17 protein-coding genes are annotated in these 19273 nt (G+C 48.6%); 5 read left to right on the top strand and 12 right to left on the bottom strand.

The genetic code is table 11. From position 1 onward, the window contains the following. Positions 1-19 precede the first annotated feature (19 nt). The 12 genes from ACGE0T_RS10635 to ACGE0T_RS10690 all read right to left on the bottom strand — a co-directional run bounded on the left by ACGE0T_RS10635 (position 20) and on the right by ACGE0T_RS10690 (position 8461). Positions 20-640, bottom strand: coding sequence for a hypothetical protein (locus ACGE0T_RS10635; RefSeq protein WP_004295471.1), 621 nt, complete (start codon positions 638-640; stop codon positions 20-22). 58 nt (positions 641-698) lie between these two features. Beyond that, on the bottom strand, positions 699-1454 hold the full coding sequence (locus tag ACGE0T_RS10640) for a DUF6630 family protein (protein ID WP_004295472.1): 756 nt from the start codon (positions 1452-1454) through the stop codon (positions 699-701). A gap of 70 nt (positions 1455-1524) precedes the next feature. Continuing rightward, positions 1525-1776 (bottom strand): hypothetical protein, encoded by a 252-nt coding sequence (locus ACGE0T_RS10645; protein WP_004319180.1) that lies wholly within the window; start codon positions 1774-1776, stop codon positions 1525-1527. Between the two features lie 100 nt (positions 1777-1876). Next, entirely contained in the window at positions 1877-2332 is a 456-nt protein-coding gene (locus tag ACGE0T_RS10650) for a macro domain-containing protein (RefSeq protein ID WP_004319182.1), read from the bottom strand. A gap of 96 nt (positions 2333-2428) precedes the next feature. Next, positions 2429-3124 (bottom strand): Imm19 family immunity protein, encoded by a 696-nt coding sequence (locus ACGE0T_RS10655; RefSeq protein ID WP_115484191.1) that lies wholly within the window; start codon positions 3122-3124, stop codon positions 2429-2431. A 69-nt stretch (positions 3125-3193) separates the two neighbouring features. Then, positions 3194-3901 (bottom strand): hypothetical protein, encoded by a 708-nt coding sequence (locus ACGE0T_RS10660; RefSeq protein WP_070752026.1) that lies wholly within the window; start codon positions 3899-3901, stop codon positions 3194-3196. A gap of 68 nt (positions 3902-3969) precedes the next feature. After that, entirely contained in the window at positions 3970-4533 is a 564-nt protein-coding gene (locus tag ACGE0T_RS10665; protein ID WP_004295267.1) for a hypothetical protein, read from the bottom strand. Positions 4534-4613: 80 nt separating this feature from the next. Continuing rightward, positions 4614-5051: a hypothetical protein gene (locus ACGE0T_RS10670; RefSeq protein WP_016212890.1), complete on the bottom strand. Its 438-nt coding sequence runs from the start codon at positions 5049-5051 to the stop codon at positions 4614-4616. A 55-nt stretch (positions 5052-5106) separates the two neighbouring features. After that, positions 5107-5718, bottom strand: coding sequence for a hypothetical protein (locus tag ACGE0T_RS10675; RefSeq protein ID WP_004319185.1), 612 nt, complete (start codon positions 5716-5718; stop codon positions 5107-5109). A 72-nt stretch (positions 5719-5790) separates the two neighbouring features. Further along, positions 5791-6684, bottom strand: a complete 894-nt coding sequence (locus ACGE0T_RS10680) for an immunity 22 family protein (protein ID WP_004319190.1) — start codon at positions 6682-6684, stop codon at positions 5791-5793. A 91-nt stretch (positions 6685-6775) separates the two neighbouring features. Beyond that, positions 6776-7267 (bottom strand): YfbM family protein, encoded by a 492-nt coding sequence (locus ACGE0T_RS10685; protein WP_127074895.1) that lies wholly within the window; start codon positions 7265-7267, stop codon positions 6776-6778. Between the two features lie 75 nt (positions 7268-7342). Then, positions 7343-8461 carry a tyrosine-type recombinase/integrase gene (locus tag ACGE0T_RS10690; RefSeq protein WP_004319196.1) on the bottom strand — a complete coding sequence of 373 codons (1119 nt, stop codon included), beginning with the start codon at positions 8459-8461 and terminating at the stop codon, positions 7343-7345. 313 nt (positions 8462-8774) lie between these two features. On the opposite strand from ACGE0T_RS10690, the gene ACGE0T_RS10695 reads away from it, so the two are divergent. The 5 genes from ACGE0T_RS10695 to ACGE0T_RS10715 all read left to right on the top strand — a co-directional run bounded on the left by ACGE0T_RS10695 (position 8775) and on the right by ACGE0T_RS10715 (position 19268). After that, positions 8775-10232 (top strand): DUF3945 domain-containing protein, encoded by a 1458-nt coding sequence (locus ACGE0T_RS10695; protein WP_005681362.1) that lies wholly within the window; start codon positions 8775-8777, stop codon positions 10230-10232. Between the two features lie 3 nt (positions 10233-10235). Continuing rightward, entirely contained in the window at positions 10236-10451 is a 216-nt protein-coding gene (locus ACGE0T_RS10700) for a hypothetical protein (RefSeq protein WP_459186652.1), read from the top strand. Positions 10452-10466: 15 nt separating this feature from the next. Continuing rightward, positions 10467-12566 carry a type IA DNA topoisomerase gene (locus ACGE0T_RS10705; RefSeq protein WP_005681364.1) on the top strand — a complete coding sequence of 700 codons (2100 nt, stop codon included), beginning with the start codon at positions 10467-10469 and terminating at the stop codon, positions 12564-12566. Between the two features lie 143 nt (positions 12567-12709). After that, positions 12710-13159 (top strand): DUF1896 family protein, encoded by a 450-nt coding sequence (locus ACGE0T_RS10710; RefSeq protein WP_004295482.1) that lies wholly within the window; start codon positions 12710-12712, stop codon positions 13157-13159. Continuing rightward, positions 13146-19268 carry a helicase-related protein gene (locus ACGE0T_RS10715; RefSeq protein ID WP_459186653.1) on the top strand — a complete coding sequence of 2041 codons (6123 nt, stop codon included), beginning with the start codon at positions 13146-13148 and terminating at the stop codon, positions 19266-19268. Before ACGE0T_RS10710 ends, ACGE0T_RS10715 begins: the two co-directional genes overlap by 14 nt. Positions 19269-19273: the final 5 nt, after the last annotated feature.

Raw genomic sequence — 19273 nt, forward strand, 5'->3', positions numbered from 1 at the left:
GGGGTAGTTAAGCCGCTTGTTAGCAACCTCTTTTCGTTTTATAGATTATTTCAGAATATCCATTTGGAAATGATTTGGTAATACTTTCTAAAGCCCCATCGTCTTGATATTGGAATATATGAATTAAATCATTACCACTATTACCCTCAATATCATATTGTTTGACTTCAATATGTGTCAAAGCATTTTCTTTATAGATATAATTCTCTTCACGGCAACCATACCTACCACATAACTGTGACCGTTTCAGCTTTCCGCCCTCAAAAAAGTAATGGCATACATTCATCAAATGTTTTCCATTATCGTATAGAATACTTTTCACAAGATTGTCTGTATAATACAGGAAAGTGTGATAAAACTGATTTTCAATAGAACAACCAACCTTAACTTCTACGATTTGATTTTGGTTATTAAATCCGTAGATACAAAGATTTTTGGTGCTTTTTATTGTATCAGGACGCTTTACAGGTTTTCCTTGTTTGCAACCATTACGCTGATAGGAATATGGAGTAAGTTCATAAAACTCGCCCTTATACAACTCAGTCCTGACAACATCGTCTTCTATTTGTTGCCTTATGGTTTCAAAGTCATTTTTCAATGCTTCAAATTCAGTTCTTATAGTTTCTCCAATCATTTTCATCTTTTTGGGGTTGCTAATGTTCGGCAGCGTTCCGCTTATTCAATCGGTTTGCTGTTTGTTATCGGTCTATTTCTTCTGTTTCAATCTTGCCTCCAAGTTGTTCAATTTCTTTTCGATATTCATCCACAATTATAGAGTTCCCTATTCCAAGTAAAATTTTATCTCTTGAACAAAATTCCTTGATTTCACTTAGTGGAACAGAAAATTTCTTTTTTAAGTACAGCATAATTTTAGGCAATTCATTTCCCTTGTCTGCAAGATATATATTGTAAATCTTAGGACTAATGATTGTCAGATAATCATCTAATTCCGTATTCTCAAATTGCACAAACTCGGCAGTTGGTAATATTGCATAACGAAAACAATCCGATTTTGTATCACAAAACACAATGGAATAACCGCCTCTGTTAAGTTGCTTGTTCATAGCTTGGAACAACAAAGGCAAATAGTCACCTCGGCGAATTTTGTCCCAATCCAAAGAATCCTCAAACTTTTTAGTGTTCCATAAGAAACGTTCTATCCCATAATTCTTTAACATCATCGTAATGGAACGCTTAACCTGCCCTGAATATTCTTCACCACTCCAATCAATAACTGCCATTCTGTGAGAAACTATAGCAAAACAAAGCATAATATCTACTTCACTAAATTCATTGTCTTCAGAGCTTGTATCGTACCATCCCTTTTCAAACATTTTCCTATGTTGAAGGACAAAGGTTCTCTTATCTATATTGAACAACTGAATCATTTCTAAAAATTCATCATAGTGTTCTTTTAATAACACTTTAGCGAATAATTGAAGTTTACTATCCATATTTTAATTTTTAGACCGATAATGTTTGTTGGATAATCGACCTTTGGAAGATTAATCCGTATGCTATCGTTTATTTCAACTTAATTAGTTTTTCATATTGACAAGAAACATCAAGAAGTTTATCTACTAATTCATCTCCAAGCCAACAATCTATTAGATATTTGCCATAACTTGGTGTAAACGAGTAAATATCTTTATCAATCGCATTAATCATATTTTCCAATTCTTTTTGTACATTATGTAATGCACCATCAGGAAGAGAAGTCTTCCTACATTCAAAAGGTTGCGCTAATATTCTTTTTACATCATCAAGTATATTCACACAACAACTTTTTACTGTTTCTTTTCTACTTACCATATTAAACGATAATGTTCGGCGAATAATCGTCCTTTAGGGAGATTGATACGCTTGTTATCTGCCTTTATTCGCTTTGATAAGTTTCAACTACATACAAATCAACATTAGGATAATCATTTGAAACTGTCTCTATAATTGCTTTTACATCATCCCATTTTAATCCTCCTAATCCAGCACCGATTGCAGGTAAGGCTATTGCCGTTACATTATCACCACTGGCTAACTCAAGCATCTGTATCAGTGCCTTTTCGATATACTCTATTTTAGCTCGTGTTCGCCACGTTGCTTGAGTACCAAGGTTATATATATGTCCATTGCCATAATCATAATCAAAAACATCACCGGGGCAAAACTTATTTTCTTTGCACAACTGCTTATATTCAAGATACATATCTGGATATTTGCTTTTGAACTGTACGGCAATGCCTTTACCCATTGCACCGGCACAATTACAACCATGCGCATAACTGCTCACTCCATCAATACGGAATATGTCGCCTTTTTCAATATACCTAATCATTGTTTTTTTCTTTTTTATTGTTAATTATTCTGGGCAGATAATGTTCGGTGAATAATCGACCATTCGGGGAGATTTATTCACGTGTTAGTTGCAAATTTATAACTTTGACAAAAGAATATTTAGCTCCTTTATTTCCTGCTTTTCATCATTATATATCAAAGCATTTCTATACGAATGATTACTTGTACATATCGTTCCTATCTTGGAATTTTCCTGTATGTCAGAGTTGGATACTAATAATCCGTTCAAGATACATTTACCTATATATTCGGAATGTTCCTTAAATAAGGGAATTTGTTGCAATCGTTGGACAATCTCAAAAAGTGCTGTATCTTTTTCCTTTTCTTTGATTGCAGACAAAGGTAAGAGTAAATGAAACAGTACATCTCCATATATCTCTTTTGTAATCCTCATTAATTCCGAATATGTGAGATACTTCAAGTGAAAGTTGCCACTAACTTCCCCGATTAAAGTGTCATTCAAAAAATAATATGTACAGCAAGGATGAAATTCTATTGTCAATACAATATCGCTGCCGATAGGAAGTGTTAGAGTTCTTGGGTTTTCTATTTCACCTTGATTTTCGGATGTTTTCAAATCAATTTGAGATAGCCAACACCAATATTTCTTGTACTTCTTTTCATCCAACAATGTTGGTACAAGTTCTTCATCCCATACTTCATCAAAATTCGCATCCCTTTCTTCATCAAAGGCTCGAATATGATGATGTAACATTACGTTCCAAAAAAGCGCATTTGAAAACGAATATTCTTTTTCTGATATTACATTCATTTTTATTTCGTTTTTGACCGCAACTAATGGTTGGTAGATAACCGACCTTTGGGGCGGTTGAGCCGCTTGTTAGACACCTTTATTCATTAATAATTTATAGAAATACTCTATGCTTTCTGTGTTATTCCCATATTTCCTCTTTTTTTCAAGTAACGAATTGTACTTATTTTCAACTTCTTCAACTCGCCCCATTTGCTTTAATAGGAACAGTCCTTGATATTCTGTATTGTTTATAATCCAGTTTATATCTTCTGTTTTCTTGAAAAATTTCAAAGACAGATTTATGCTGGTCAAACATTGCTCTTGCCATGTGGGACTTCCTTCTTTTTCCAAAATGTTATTCAAATCCTTCAAATCTTCAAAATAAGGGGGTGACCAGAGGCGAAATCTGGCATTGAAACTTTCCAGCGATTCATTTTCCTCTTTAAGTTCTCTCCAATCCCCAAGTCCGCATAAAGTTACATACTTTTGTTTCAATACCATTTTTATACATTCATCCCGAAAATTATCTTCAAAATTCCGGTATCCAAAGATTAAGGTTTCTCTGTATAAAACATCAAAATCTTTTAATAGCACTTTATTTTGAACAATAAGCTCGATTGACATAAGAAAACAGCCGTATTTCTTCCTGAAAGTTATATGATATTGCTGTTCTGTGTTTCCATCAGATAGCTTTCGTACAAAGCGACCACCTCGTACATATCGAAAACCATGTGTAACGAAAGGTTTTTCCAACACATTCACTATTTGATTCAATATTTCTTTTTTATCAACCATATAATTTTATTTAGAGGTGTCTAATGTTTGGTGGCTAACTAACCTTTATAGGAATGTTCAGCCGCTTGTTATAATAAGTTTCCAATATCAAAGCCTAATTCTTTTAATACATTTGTTTGTTCTTTTTGGTATTCCAAAGTTCCACTATGGATAAAATCTTTATTTACAATATAGCTATTGGGGAAATCCTTGTAATACCTCATTAGAAAGTCTGGTATAATTTCATAAGTATTAAAACAAAATAAAATCTTACCGGATTTTACTAATCTAATAAACTCCTCTTTACTTTCACATTGATAAAGGTTCCCATCTTCATGAAAAACTCTACATTGATCAAGAAATAATTTCATGTTGAAATTAGCAAAATTAGCTAAATATTGAGGGCGTTGCCACCGTGCAATATCTGTACAGTTTGGAGATGATACGACTTTTTCCCATATACCTCGTTTTATAGGAAAAGAGTTACAGCTAAAATAGAGACGATAATGGGTTTGAGCAAATGTCTCTTCATTCAGTTCGCCTTCTAATGATGAAAAAACGCCATAACAGTCGTTTGTCAAAAGTCTTACATAATACAATTCACCACTTCGACCATTAATTTTATAAATTGCCCCCAACTCATATTTTGCCATAATGCTTTGATTTTTATTTATTATAATGTCCGGTGGCTAACCGACCATTAAGGGAGGTTTAGCCGATTGTTATCGTTCTGTTATCTTGTTTCTATTAATTGCCCTATTTCTCCTGTTTTTACATTAATTGAAAAGCGAAAATCGCAATTTGATATATTGATGAAAAAGTATAAAATTCCATTTTCAACTCTCACATCAACGAAATGTAGTGCTCTACCATAATATAGATTCCCGTAAGTAGCAATAAACAAATCAGACACATTCCAAACTACCTGATTTGCTCCGTTCAATACATAAGCTAAATTGAATCCACCTGTATATGGATTCTCAACAACACCGACTACATTATCATGTTCTAATAAAATAGCGCACAAACCACCTTTTTCTTGTTTCCGATTATACACCTTTCCATTACATTCCCATAAAATTTCAATAGGAAGAATATCTCCAACAGAGTAACATGATGTTGTACCCGGAGAAATTGGGCGAATATATTTAAATGACTCTATTTTATTCATTCCATTTATTTTTTATGAACGGTAATGTTCGGCGGATAATCTCTCTTACGGAGATTTATCCATTTGTTACCGATGTGCCATTTATTTCTATTTCTTTAAATTTTAAAAACTCATTTGCCTTATACAAATGAAGTAATTGCATTTTCATATTTTCATTGACAATGTTTTTATAAAAACCGTATTTATTCCACCCTTTTAAAAAGAACCCATCTACAGATGAAGGTATTTTAGACATATCTAACACAAGTGTACTCATGCATTCAAATTCTTCTCGTTTGGAATGAATATTGTCAACACAATCAATTACTTCATTAAAAATAATTGCCATATAATCAAGTGGGAAATCTCCATATACTGAAACCCTTTTTAAAGAAATTCCTTTTATGGAGGACAATTCGTTTATATTCAATATATCTTCTCTGACAAGAAACAAATGGCTGACTTCAGCAAATTCTGGCATTCTTATTTGCCCAAATCCAGATATACTTTTAGCGATTAGCCCCTTACCTTTGATAAGAGCTTTTATCTGATACCTTTCCGATGAAGATGAATCTATAATTCTTTGAAAATTAATTTCTTTATCTTCATATATAAACTCCCACGAATATGTAATACATTTCTTCCATATTCGATTTTCTCCATTCAAGTATATTTTATACCATTTCATATTGTCATTGTTAATCGGTAATGTCCAGTGGATAATCGACCTTTAAGGGAAATTATCCGTTTGTTAGTCGCTTTATTCTGCAATATAAGTTTCCAAATATTGAATACCGTTGTAACTGTCTAATTCATCCACAAATTTTTTAGGTGTTTCATATGAATCATAATTTTTCTTCTTAATAAAGATTTTCTGATTCCTTTTGTTGTCCTTGAAACCATTGGGTATATAGCACACAATACAATTTGATGGCTTTATGTGGTATTCATCAATATCGGACTCAATATACCAGTCAAGGACAAGTTTGTTATCAATCATCATTCTAACAAGATTAAAAGGATTTTCGGGTTCATCCTTAATTTCCACAGTTAGAAATTCTGGATAGTAATACTTTATATTAATGTCTTTACAGAACTGACAGCGATGTTCCGGATTTGGGCGTTTCTTTGTACGACTTTCTTTGTAATCTCGTATTTCTTTCATGTATTCATCTTGATTGAAATACTCCATAAATTCTTCCCGACTTTTATCGGTTGTGCCAATCCAAATCATATATTCTAATCCAGCATTAGACCCTTGTACACCTTCAGGCGACAGTTCAAACTCAAACGTACCAAGATAAGTCATGGTTGTGGCATTCTCTGCCTTCTTAGGAGATATACCCTCACGACAATTATAGCAGATAACAGCATTTGCCATTGTAATATTTTTATCAGCCATCGACAGACTTATCTTTTGGGTATCAGCAGGAATAAGGTTAAGTAATCCTGCCAAGCCGTCAGATGTGAATTTCATAATAAGAAAATCCTCATCATAGTTCATTACACCAAGCTCCTTACAGAACTGGCAACGAAGTTCCTTATTGTCTTCATCATAATCTTTCCACCATTGACGGAAAGCCGATTGATCCATATATTTCTCAACGTCAGCTTCGGAATCGAATTGACCGACCCATATCATTATCTTACTCATTTTCTTTTTTTATTTTTCAAGCGACTAATGGGATGCAGCTTGCCGCCGTTTAGGCGGAATAGGTGCTTGTTATCAATATTTTCTGTTTTTGTTACAAATCAACCGTAAAGATAACTGAACAACCTTCTTTTTGAGCATTCTCATAAAACGATTGAATATCTCCACTCCAACCTAAAAGATAATTCAAGGTATCATCATTTTTAGGCAATGAATATTCTTGTTCATTTATCAATGGAAAATTCTTTCGTATAATTTCTTGCAGATTATTTTGATGTAAATAAACAACTATTTGTTTTACCTCTGAATGAGTTTTCAGAGTAATGATTTCATCTTCTGTTTCAACTAAAAACTCTCCACCGAACACAATGTTTGTCGGAACAGAATTTTCCTCATCCCACTCGCCACCACCAAGACAATATTGGATACCTTCCCATGCTTTATCCAACTCACAACCACGAGGCGTTTCCAATAAAGTTTCCTCTATTTCCTCTAACATATAGTCATATCGTTCGTCATGTGGTAAGGAACGAAGTTTGTTCAGTTCATCTTCTTTCAAAGCATATAAAACACCTAATCTTGACATAATTAATTCTCCTATTGTTTAATTTATTGATAATGTTATACTATCAGCCGATTTGGCTGTTATTTTCTTTAAGTATCAGACCTCGTCTTCCTCCATCAACAGATCGTCCAACGGGCTTTTGATATTGCTTTTGAAAGTGTCGGCTATGTGGACATACCTTTCTGTCGTCTTGATATTGTTATGTCCCATAAGCTCTTTCACTATCTTGATGTCGGTTCCCTGCTCCAGCAGGTGAGTGGCGAACGAATGGCGCAGCAGGTGCGGATAAATCCGTTTCGTGATTCCCGCTTCCCGGGCCGCTGCCTTCAGCCGTTTCGACACGATACTCTCGGTGAAAGGTTCTCCCGGTCTGTGTTCAAAAAGCCACACTTTCGGTTTGTATAGTCTGTTATATTCCGTCAGCTTTTTCATCAACGGTCTTGACAGCAGGGTGTAGCGGTCTTTTTTCCCTTTACCCTGCCGCACCCGTATCAGGGAGCGGGATTCGTTGATGTCGCCGGGTTTCAGTTCCAGCAGTTCGCTGATGCGCAACCCTGCGGAATAGAGTATGGAGAACATACAGAAGAAACGCAGGTCTGTCACCGTCACGTCGAGTATTTTCTTTATTTCCTCCTTGCTCAACACGTCGGGCAGCGTCTTCTCCCGTTTGGCACGGTTCACCTTGTAACACCGCCGTTCCTGACCGAGAACTTTCTCGTAATAGAACTTGATGGCGTTGATACGCTGGTTTTGCTGGCAGGAGGATATGTTTTTCTCGTGGATGAGATACAGCAGGTAGTCGTTTATCTCGCCGGGAGTAACCGTTTCAATCTTACGCCCCTCGAAATGCTGTTGGAAATCGCGGAAATAGGAGGTATATACCCTTACGGTATGGTCACTGTAACGCACTTGCTGAAGTTTTTCCAGATAGCCTTCCGGCAGTGGCGGCCGTTTGTCTTCCTCTTTACGGGGTGCGGTTTCCTTGATGGCAGAATAGTCTATAAACGCCATTTTTACATAGCGGTCGAAGAACTCGGCAAGCACGAAATCTTCTGCCGGCAGATAAGCCCTGCCGCCGACAAGCAGTACGTTTTCTTCCTTCGACAGCGACAAGCGGATGTCATTGTCATTACCGAAAGTCACTTCGACAAATTCTCTCCCGTTTCTTATCACCGGAGAAAGTTTGATCTTGGTTTTTGGGGTATATATTTCCATGCCTCACGTTTTGTCGGATATTGAAACCCGTTTTCGCAAATTTATAAAAAAACACGGGTTATCCATGCGCTTTATTGACATTTAACAATAGATCCCGACTACCTGACAAATAAGGTGAGGAGCCACGAAAATACCCTCTGCCAAATCCGTCCTTCCCGGCACTCCGTTTCTCCGATTTCCTCTGCCCTGCGCCACAAGCGGCCACTTCTGTGCCCGATGCTTCCATAGCCTTTCCAACTCTTTTACGTTCAGCCGGTTCCCCTTACTTTCGTTCCCGCATCGCTATTGGTGCTAACTAAAAACACTCGTAATTATGGACGAAAACGTAAAGAACGACGCTAAACAAGTCATGCTCGTTCAGAATGCCGACGACGGACGACTACAAGCCGTTACCGGCGTGGATCAGGACGGCAATATCCAGACCGCCGACCCCACGGATCAGAACGTGGCGAGCCTGCTGAACGTGAACACGCAGGATTCAGCCCTCGAAGCCTTCTTCAAAAAGTTCATGGAACAGGCCCAGAACCCCGTCCACACGGGTATCTTCGTCATGACGGAGAATGCCCTGAACAAACTTATCCGCATCGACTTCGACCCGGAGATTCTGGAAAATTACCGTATCGACCCCTCCGAACGGCTCCAGACGCAGGAGCAGCGGCAGTTCGAGCCGCTGGACGTCACGAAGATAGACCTGGCGGATATGGAGAAGAAAGGTATCCGCATGGAGGACATCGAGCCGCACCTGAAAGCCATGTCTTACGGACATAAATCCAACGGGCTGGTGGAGATGAACCCCGAACTGGAGAACGGGATGCGTGTTTCCACCAAAGGGCGCGTGTCGCTCGAAGAGCAGGCGGACGGCTCGCTGCGCGTCGTGCCGCATTACTGGCAGGAACGACCCGACCTCGACGCCCCCTTCCACGGGGTGCTGCTCGATGAGGAGGCGAAAACGAACCTGATGAACACCCGTCATGCCGGGAAAGTGATCGACCTGGAGCTGGAGCCGGGCAAGCTCACGCCCTGCTACGTGTCGATAGACAAATGGACGAACACGCTGGAACCCATGCCCGTTTCGTTACTCGAAAAACGTGCCCGCATCAAGGAGGCCGACCTCTCGGAAGGCAAGCAGATGGATTTCTACGGCGGCGGCAAGGTGTTGCTCGAAGGATATACCACCCGCGCGGGTTATAAGCGGGATGCCTATATCCAAATCGACGCGGCCGAACGTAACTATTCCTTTACCTACGACGGTTTGGATCGCAACCGCTACGCCCAGGAGAACAAGGAGATTTACCGCCAGAAGGCCGCCGAGAAAAACGGACGGCAGGAAACTACGGCCTCCGAACGACAGCCCACGCTCACGATTCACCGGACAATCCTCAAAGCCTCCGTGCCCAAAGAGGCTTATGACCAGTGGACGGAAGCGGTGAATGATCCCTCCAAGCGGGCGGATGTCAAGGCTTTCTACATCAAGGGCATGGTCAAGGACGGGCAGGGTGAGCCGTTCAACGCCTGGGTCAAGCCCAACTTCGAGCGTAACAAGATGGACTTCTTCCGCTGGAATCCCGACCGTGCGAAACGGCAGGGGGCGGAGGTCAAACCCGCCGTTGAAAGCCGTACCCAGGTCGCCGTCAATTCCGAGGGCAAGACCGTCGAAGCGGTCAAAGGTGTGAAAGAGCCGCTCAAGCAGGGACAGCAGGAGGCCACCCCGGCGCAGAAGAAAAATTACCGCAGCAGCAAAAAGAGCAACTCCAAAGGTGCCAAGGTATAACGTATGAAATGGTTCTACATGCAGGCCGGAGCCATGCCGCTCCTGATCGCGGCGCTGGCTGCCTTGTACCTCCGGCCGGGTAAACGCAGCCCCCCGGAGAAGGCGGACGACGGACGGCTGTATTACGACGGGAACGGCAACTATGTCTATTACGACCGCCGGCTGATCGCCCGTCCGGAAAAAGAGAAAGAAGAAGAACAACAAGAAAACAACCACTGAAAAATCCGAATCATCATGCAAGTAATTATCGCAGAAAAGCCCTCGGTGGCGCGTGAGATCGCCGCCATCGTGGGAGCCACGAACCGTAAAGACGGTTTTATCGAGGGAAACGGCTACGCCGTAACCTGGGCCTTCGGCCACCTGGTCGGGCTGGCAATGCCCCAACAGTATGGCATCGCGGGTTTCCGCCGGGAAAACCTGCCTATCCTGCCATCATCGTTCATCCTCCTGCCCCGGCAGGTTCGGGAGGGTAAAGAGTATAAGGCCGACCCGGGTGTCGTGAAGCAGCTCGGTATTCTCCGGGAATTGTTCGGCATGGCCGAGCGCATCATCGTCGCGACCGACGCGGGGCGTGAAGGGGAGCTGATCTTCCGCTACATCTACTCTTACCTGGAATGCCGCACCCCTTTCGTGCGGTTATGGATCAGCAGCCTGACCGACCGGGCCATTCGCGAGGGGTTACAACACCTCCGCCCCGGCAACGAATACGACAACCTCTACCTCTCGGCCAAAGCCCGCAGCGAAGCCGACTGGATCGTCGGTATCAACGCCTCGCAAGCGCTTGCCGTGGCTGCCGGGCGGGGTGTCTGGTCGCTCGGACGGGTGCAGACCCCCACGCTGGCGATCATCTGCTCCCGTTACCTGGAGAACAAGGCGTTCAAGCCCGCCGCCTATTTCCGGCTGAAGCTCTCCACGGCAAAGGAGGGCACGGAGTTCACCGTCCTCTCCACGGAGAAATTCGACGGCAGGGAGAAGGCGGAAGCAGCCCGCGCCGAGGTTATCGGCGCCCGAACGGTACGCGTCGTGAACGTGGAGCGCAAGGAGGCCAGGGAACAGCCGCCTCTCTTGTACGACCTGACGACACTCCAGAAAGAGGCCAACAGTCGGTATGGTTTTTCGGCAGAAAAAACGCTCGACATCGCCCAGTCGCTTTACGAGAAGAAGTTCATCACTTATCCCCGTACCGGCTCACGCTATATATCGGAAGATGTGGCCGAGGAGATTCCGGCACTCATCGGGAACATGACACGCTATCCCCGTTTCGCGGAATACGCGGGCAGGATGGATACCGCATCTCTCTCCCGCCGAAGCGTGGACAACGAAAAGATCGCCGACCACCACGCGCTGCTTCCCACCGAGAACCTCCCTTCCGAACTGGATGCCGACCACCGCATCGTCTATGAGATGGTCGCGGGGCGGATGCTCGAAACCTTTTCCGGGGCCTGCGTGAAAGAAAACACTTCCCTTACCCTGCAAAGCGCGGGACATGATTTCACGGCCCGCGGCAGTATCATGGTCGAGACGGGCTGGCGGGCCGTCCTGAATGAACCTGTCGAGGAGAAAGAGGAGGACATGACCCTCCTTCCCGACATCGTGCAAGGCGACGAGCTGCCCGTCAAGGGATGCGTCACGGAACAGAAACAGACCCGGCCGCGCCCCCTTCACACGGAATCGAGCCTGCTGGCGGCGATGGAAACCGCCGGACGCGAACTGTCCGACGAGGCCGAACGCGAGGCGATGAAGGATGCCGGCATCGGCACGCCCGCCACCCGTGCCGCCATCATCGAAACGCTCTTTGCCCGCGAGTATGTCAGGCGAGAGAAAAAGTCGCTTGTACCCACGGACAAGGGACTGGCCGTGTATGCCGTGGTCAGGGACAAGAAGATCGCCGATGTCGCCATGACGGGCGGCTGGGAACTGGCCCTCTCGAAGATCGCCACCGGGGAGATGGACGCCCCGACGTTCCATCGCGGTATCGAGGTCTTCGCCTCGCAAATCGCCAAAGAACTGCTGGAAGCAAGAATCGACGGCGCGGAGAGTGACACAGCCTGCCCGCGTTGCGGCAGGCCCGTGGTGTTCTATCCCAAACTCGCCAAGTGTCAGAATCCCGATTGCGGCCTGACCGTATGGAGAACCGTGGCCCGCAAGGAGCTGACCGACAAGCAGCTCGCGGAACTGCTGACCAAAGGCAAAACCGGCACGATCCGGGGATTCGTCAAAAACGGCGGCGGGACGTTCGACGCGGCCCTCACGCTCGATGACCAGTTCAAGACCTCGTTCGTTTTCGAACCGCGCGATACTCCCAGGCAGGGAAAGAGGAACAAACGGAAATAATCGTTACCTTTGCCACTGGAAAAGACCTGTCATAACGAGATACGCTTGTTTGATAAGGATTTTTTCAGTGGTCGGCGCTTCGGGTGGGAACCCGGGGCGCCTTTCTCTTCCCCGATTATCAACGACCACTAAAAATTCTTATCATGCCAGACAAGCAACACCATACCCCCACGGGGGAATTGTCCTATTACGGACTTTCGTTACTATCCTACCTCAAGGACAGCCACCCGGAACTCATCGCCGAAAGTGAGTTCATCGCCGAGCGGGCCGACAGCGCCGCCCAAGCGTACAGCGAGGCGATCCGTTCGGGCTGCAACCACATCGAGGCCGAAGAAATTGCCCGCGAGGAACTCTGCCGCGGACTGCACTTTTCACCCTACAACACGCTGGTAAACATCCTCTGGAGGGAATTCGAGGCGGAGATTCCCGAGGATACCGCCCGGCAGGCGGCTCTACGCCTGCTGCCCCTCTGCCGCGGGGTGCTGGAGAAGTACGACCTCACGGACGACTTCGCCGACACGCCCGACTATGAACTGTTCTATACCGAACTGACGGGAACCGTCCAAATACTTCTCGAAGATGGCATTCAATAAGAAAACCCACCTCCGCCAGAATATCGACGCGCTGAAGACGGCCTTCACGCTCGACAGGGAACGGCGGGCGCCGACTCCCGAAGAAGAAAGGACACTCGGCGCATACAGCGGCTTCGGCGCCATCAAGGAAGTGCTGGAAAACCCCACCGGGAAACCGGACAAGGACGGCATGGCAACGCTCGTGGCCGAGTTGCAAGAGGTCATCAGGGCGAACACCCCCGACGAACGGGAATACAAGCGCTACATGGACGGGATCAAGAACTCCGTCCTGACGGCTTTTTACACGCCCCCGAAAGTGGCAGACGCCATCGTGGAGGCGATATGGGATACGCGGATCGCCCCCCAACGTATTCTTGACCCCAGCGCGGGAACGGGGGTTTTCGTCAATGCCGTGGATTTCCACGACCCCTACGCGGAGATCACCTGCTTCGAGAAAGACCCCGCCACGGGGTTGATCCTGAAGCACCTGCACCCCGAAAAACGGGTGCGGGTACAGGGATTCGAACGTATCGAACCCAAATACGCCGGTTACTACGACGTGGCCGTGAGCAACATCCCTTTCGGGGACGTGGCGCTCTTCGACCCGTTCTTCTCCACCCATACCGACCCCGTGCGGCGGCAAGGCACACGGGCGCTGCACAACTATTTTTTCATGAAGTCCGTCGATATGGTACGCGAGGGCGGCCTGGTGGCATTCATCACCTCGCAGGGAGTATTGAACGCCGAGCAGGGACGCCCCGTGCGCGAGTGGCTGATGAACCGCTGCGAGCCCGTATCGGCCATCCGGCTGCCGAACAACCTCTTTACAGAACACGCGGGGACGGAGGTCGGCAGCGACCTGGTTATCCTGCAAAAGAAAGCCGCCACGGGGGAACTGTCCGAACGGCAGCGGGATTTCATCGAATCCCGCAAGCTGTCGAACGGCATCCGGATAAACAACCTTTTCCAGTCGTTCGACAGGGTGATCCATACCGAGGCCAAAGTAGGCAAAGACCCCTACGGCAAACCGGCGATGGAGTTCACCCACGCGGAGGGCGTGGACGGCATCGACCGGGAGATGCGGCGTATGCTCTCAGAGGATTTCAACCGGCATTTCAACGAGAGTTATTGCCTGGAACATGCTCCGGAACAGACACCCGGTACACCGGAGCGGGAATTGTCCCGTCCCCGTCAGGCGGAACGCCAGCGTGCCGAAAGACACGAGCCCCGCCTTGCCGGAGAAATCGTCAAGGAGATTATAGCCGACGCCCGTAACCTTCAGCAGCAGCGGGAAGAGGAGGAAAAACGCCGCGTCGTCGCCGAAATGGCGGCGCAGGGCTACCATGTCGATACCGAAACCGGGGAGATTACCCGAATCGAAAACAAACCCGGACAAGCGTTACCGGATTCTGCCGCCACTCCCGCCGGAGAACCGACCGGAGAGGATCTGGCCGACTTCGGGGCCTGGTCGAAAGAGCGGGAGAATCGCTTGTGGGAGCAGCACCCGCCGAAACCCGAAGATTTCGGCATGGCAGATACTCCCGTGCAGCACGTGGGCGGAACAACGGAACCGAAACCGCAGGAGGGCTTCGCCGGGTCGCTTTTCGACACGGTGGAAACGGCGGCTCCCGTACCTGCCACCCAAGCTGCCGAACCGGTAAACGTGCAGCAGGAACCGTTGCTGACGCTCTACGATCTGTTCGGCTTCAGCGCCGAGGAGCGGCGGCAGGCAGAACTCGGTATATCCAAGAAAAGGAACAGCCGCCGGGGAGCAAAGCGGAAGACGCCCCGGCAACCCTCGTTATTCGCCCCGGCCTCCTCTCCGGAGGAACAGAAGAGCGAAATGCCGAAAACGACGCCACCGGAGCGTGATCCCGAAGACTTGTATGCCTCCCTGAACTGGGAGGACAACCCGCCGATCAACGGCTTTTACGAGATGATGATGTCGCTTACCCCGGAACGGAGGGCGGAATTGCGCCGGCAAAACGCCCGGCAGCAGGAAACCCCGGAACAGCGGGAACGGCAGGCGGTACGCCCCCCGACGGAAGCCCCGAAAGACAGACGGAAACAAGCCGCCGGTACGCCGAGAACGGGCAGCCTGTTCGACACGCCGGACAATCCGGAGGAGGAAGAACCCGGTAAAGAAATGCCGCAGATACGGGAGGCGGATATGAAACCCCGCCCGTTCGAGGGTGAGGTCGCCCCCTATTTCCGCGAAGGGACACTCGTCACGGACGGACAAAACCGGGTCGGCTACCTGCGGGGGATTGAATCCCTGCAACCCATGTTCCACCCGCTGGAACTCACGCCTGCACAACGGACGAAAGCCTCCTTGTATATCGAGATACGCGATGCCTATTACCACCTTTATAACAACGAGGCGGAAACGCTGACGGCGAACCCCGCCCTGCGGGAGATGCTCAACCGGCTTTACGACAATTTCACCGAACGCTTCGGACGGCTCAATGACAAACGCAACCTCGACCTGATCAAGATGGACGCGCGGGGGACGGAGATTCTATCGCTGGAGCGTTACATCGACGGCAAGGCACGCAAAGCCGACATCTTCGAGCGTCCCGTGGCCTTCAATCCCGATGAGATCACGCACGCCGACGACGCTTCGGAGGCCCTTGTGGCCAGCCTGAACAAGTACGGCCGGGTGGAACCGCACTACATGGCCTCGCTCACGGGAACTACCGTGGAGGGAATACTCGGGGAACTGAAAGGACGTATCTATTACAACCCGGAAACGGACGGCTACGAGGTTGCCGACAAGTTCATCGCCGGCAATGTCATCGGGAAAGCCGAACGGATCGAGGCGTTCCTGCGGGAGAATCCCGACCACGCCCCGGCCCGGGAATCGCTGGAGGCTCTGCGCGAGGCGACGCCCAAACCCATCGCTTTCGACGACCTGGACTTCAACCTGGGCGAACGGTGGATTCCAAAAGGTGTTTACGAGCGTTTCGCCTCCTCGCTCTTCGATACGGAGGTGAAGATCACCTTCGCCTCCAACCTGGACGAGTACGGCGTGAAGGCGGAAGCGACGAACGTGAAGATCACGGAGCAGTATGCCGTCAGCGCGCAGACCCGTAAGTACAACGGCCTGCACCTTTTGAAACACGCCCTGCAAAACACTTCGCCCGACATCACCAAGACCGTCCTCAAATGGGTGGACGGCGAACGGCGGGAGGTCAAAGTGCGTGACGGGGAGGCCATACAGCTCGCCAACAGCAAGATAGACGAGATCCGGGGTGCTTTCCCCGAATGGCTGCGCGAGCAGTCGTCCGACTTCAAAGACCGCCTGACAGACCTCTATAACCGTACTTTCAACTGTTACGTGCGCCCGAAGTACGACGGGACGCACCAGGAATTCCCCGACCTCGACCTCAAGGGGCTGGGAATAGACAATCTGTATGACAGCCAGAAGGACGCGATATGGATGGACAAACTGCTCGGCGGCGGGATAATCGACCACGAGGTGGGCGGCGGAAAGACCCTCATCATGTGCTGCGGGGCCTACGAGAAGAAACGCCTCGGGCTGGCCAATAAACCCATGATTATCGGGCTGAAAGCCAACATCCATGAAATAGCCCGGACGTTCTGTACCGCTTACCCGATGGCCAAAGTCCTCTACCCGGGCAAGGAGGATTTCACGCCCCGGAAGCGTGAGCGCATCTTCCGGGAGATACGCAACAACGACTGGGACGCCGTGATCCTCTCGCACGAACAGTTCGGCATGATACCCCAGTCTCCGGAGATACAGCAGGAGATATTGCAGGCCGAGCTGGACTGTGTGGAGGAGAACCTCGAAGTGCTCAAAGCACAAGGCAGGGACGTTTCCCGCGCCATGATGAAAGGGTGTCAGAAACGCAAGGCCAACCTGGAAGCCAAGTTGCAGAAGGTGGCGCACGCGCTGGAAACACGCAAGGACGACGCCGTGGACTTCCGCCTCATGGGTATCGACCACCTCTACGTGGACGAGAGCCATAAATTCAAGAACCTGACTTTCACGACCCGGCATGACCGGGTGGCGGGCCTCGGAAATCCCGAGGGGTCGCAGCGGGCGCTCAACATGCTTTTCGCGCTGCGTACCATACAGCAGCGCACGGGCCGCGACCTGGGGGCGACGTTCCTCTCGGGAACGACCATCTCCAACTCGCTCACGGAACTGTACCTGCTTTTCAAGTACCTGCGCCCGAAGGAGCTGGAGCGTCAGAATATCCGCACCTTCGATGCCTGGGCGGCCATATTTGCCAAGAAAACCATCGACTACGAGTTTTCCGTGACCAACGAGGTCGTGCAGAAAGAACGGTTCCGATATTTCATCAAGGTTCCCGAACTGGCCATGTTCTACTCCGAGATTACAGATTACCGCTCGGCGGAGGATATAGGGATCGACCGACCGCAAAAGAACGAGATATTGCACAATATCCCGCCGACACCCCAGCAGACGGAGTTCATAGAACGACTGGTGCAGTTCGCCAAATCGGGCGATGCCACGCTCCTGGGCCGCCTGCCGCTCTCGGAGCGGGAGGAAAAGGCGAAAATGCTCATTGCCACAGACTACGCCCGCAAGATGTCGCTCGATATGCGTATGATAGACCCCGAACTATACAGCGACCACGTGGACAACAAGGCGAGCCACTGCGCCCGTATGATTGCCGGTTACTACCGCCGTTTCGAGGCGTACAAAGGTACGCAGTTCGTATTCTCCGACCTGGGAACCTACAAACCCGGAGCGGGGTGGAACGTCTATTCCGAGATACGGCGTAAACTCGCGGAGGATTACGGCATACCCCAAAGCGAGGTGCGGTTCATCCAGGAGGCGACCTCGGAAAAAGCGCGCAAGGAGATGATCGCCGGTATGAACACCGGAAAAATCCGCGTACTCTTCGGATCGACCGAGATGCTCGGGACGGGAGTGAACGCGCAGAAACGCTGCGTGGCGATACACCACCTGGACTGCCCCTGGCGTCCCAGCGACCTGGAGCAGCGCGACGGGCGGGGAATACGCACCGGGAACGAGATCGCCAAACTCCATGCCGACAACAAGGTGGACGTGATATTATACGCCGTCGAGAAGTCGCTCGACGCCTACAAGTTCGGGCTGTTGCACAACAAGCAACTGTTCATCCGCCAGCTCAAGACCAACAACATGGGAAGCCGTACCATCGACGAGGGGGCCATCGACGAAAAGAGCGGCATGAATTTTTCCGAGTATGTCGCCGTCCTCTCGGGAAATACAGACCTGCTGGACAAAGCCCGCCTGGAGAAGAAGATTGCCACGCTCGAAAGCGAACGCCAGGCATTCGTGCGCGGCAAATCATCGAGCCGCTACAAGCTGGAGCAGATCACGGAGAAGATAGAGAAGAACAACGACCTGATACGGCGTATCGGCAAGGATCTGGAACACTTCAAGGCCCGCGTCGAGTTCAACGAGGACGGCTCGTACCGCAATCCCGTGAAACTGAACGGGCTGGAAACCTCCGACCCCAAGCTCATCGGGAAACAGCTCAACCATATCGCCGAAACGGCACGCACGCTCGACAGGCTCGAACCCATCGGGAGCCTCTACGGGTTCGAGCTGCTCGTCCAGAGCGAAACGACCGGGAAAGACGGGCTCGACCTGGTGCAGAACCGTTTTTATGTCCGGGGTGAAGGGGATTATCTATACCAGTATAACTACGGGAATATCGCCTCCGACCCGCGACTGGCGGCGATGAACTTCATCCACGCGCTCGCGACCATCGAGCCGACACTGGAGAAATTCCGGAAAAAGAATGAGGAACTGGAGAAAGATATTCCCGTCCTGCGGGAAGTGGTGGAAAGTTCCTGGCGCAAGGAGCCCGAACTGACGGCCCTAAAAGCTGACCTGACGGAAATAGACCGCAGGATACAGCAAAGCCTCAAACCGATAGAAGAGAGCGAGGGAAAGGAGGCGGAGGAGGATAACGACGTGTGCCGGGAACGGCATGACACGGCGGAAGAGCTCCCGAAGGAAGACAACACGGCGGCCCGTATTCCTTCCCGGCTGCGGCAGATTGCCGACGCCTCCGGGGGGCGCATCGTGATCGCGGGCGTGGGCAGCCCGCCGGAGAACGGCCCTGCGAAGAAAGGGATCAAGATGTAAACGAA

This window comes from Parabacteroides sp. APC149_11_2_Y6, assembly GCF_054506995.1.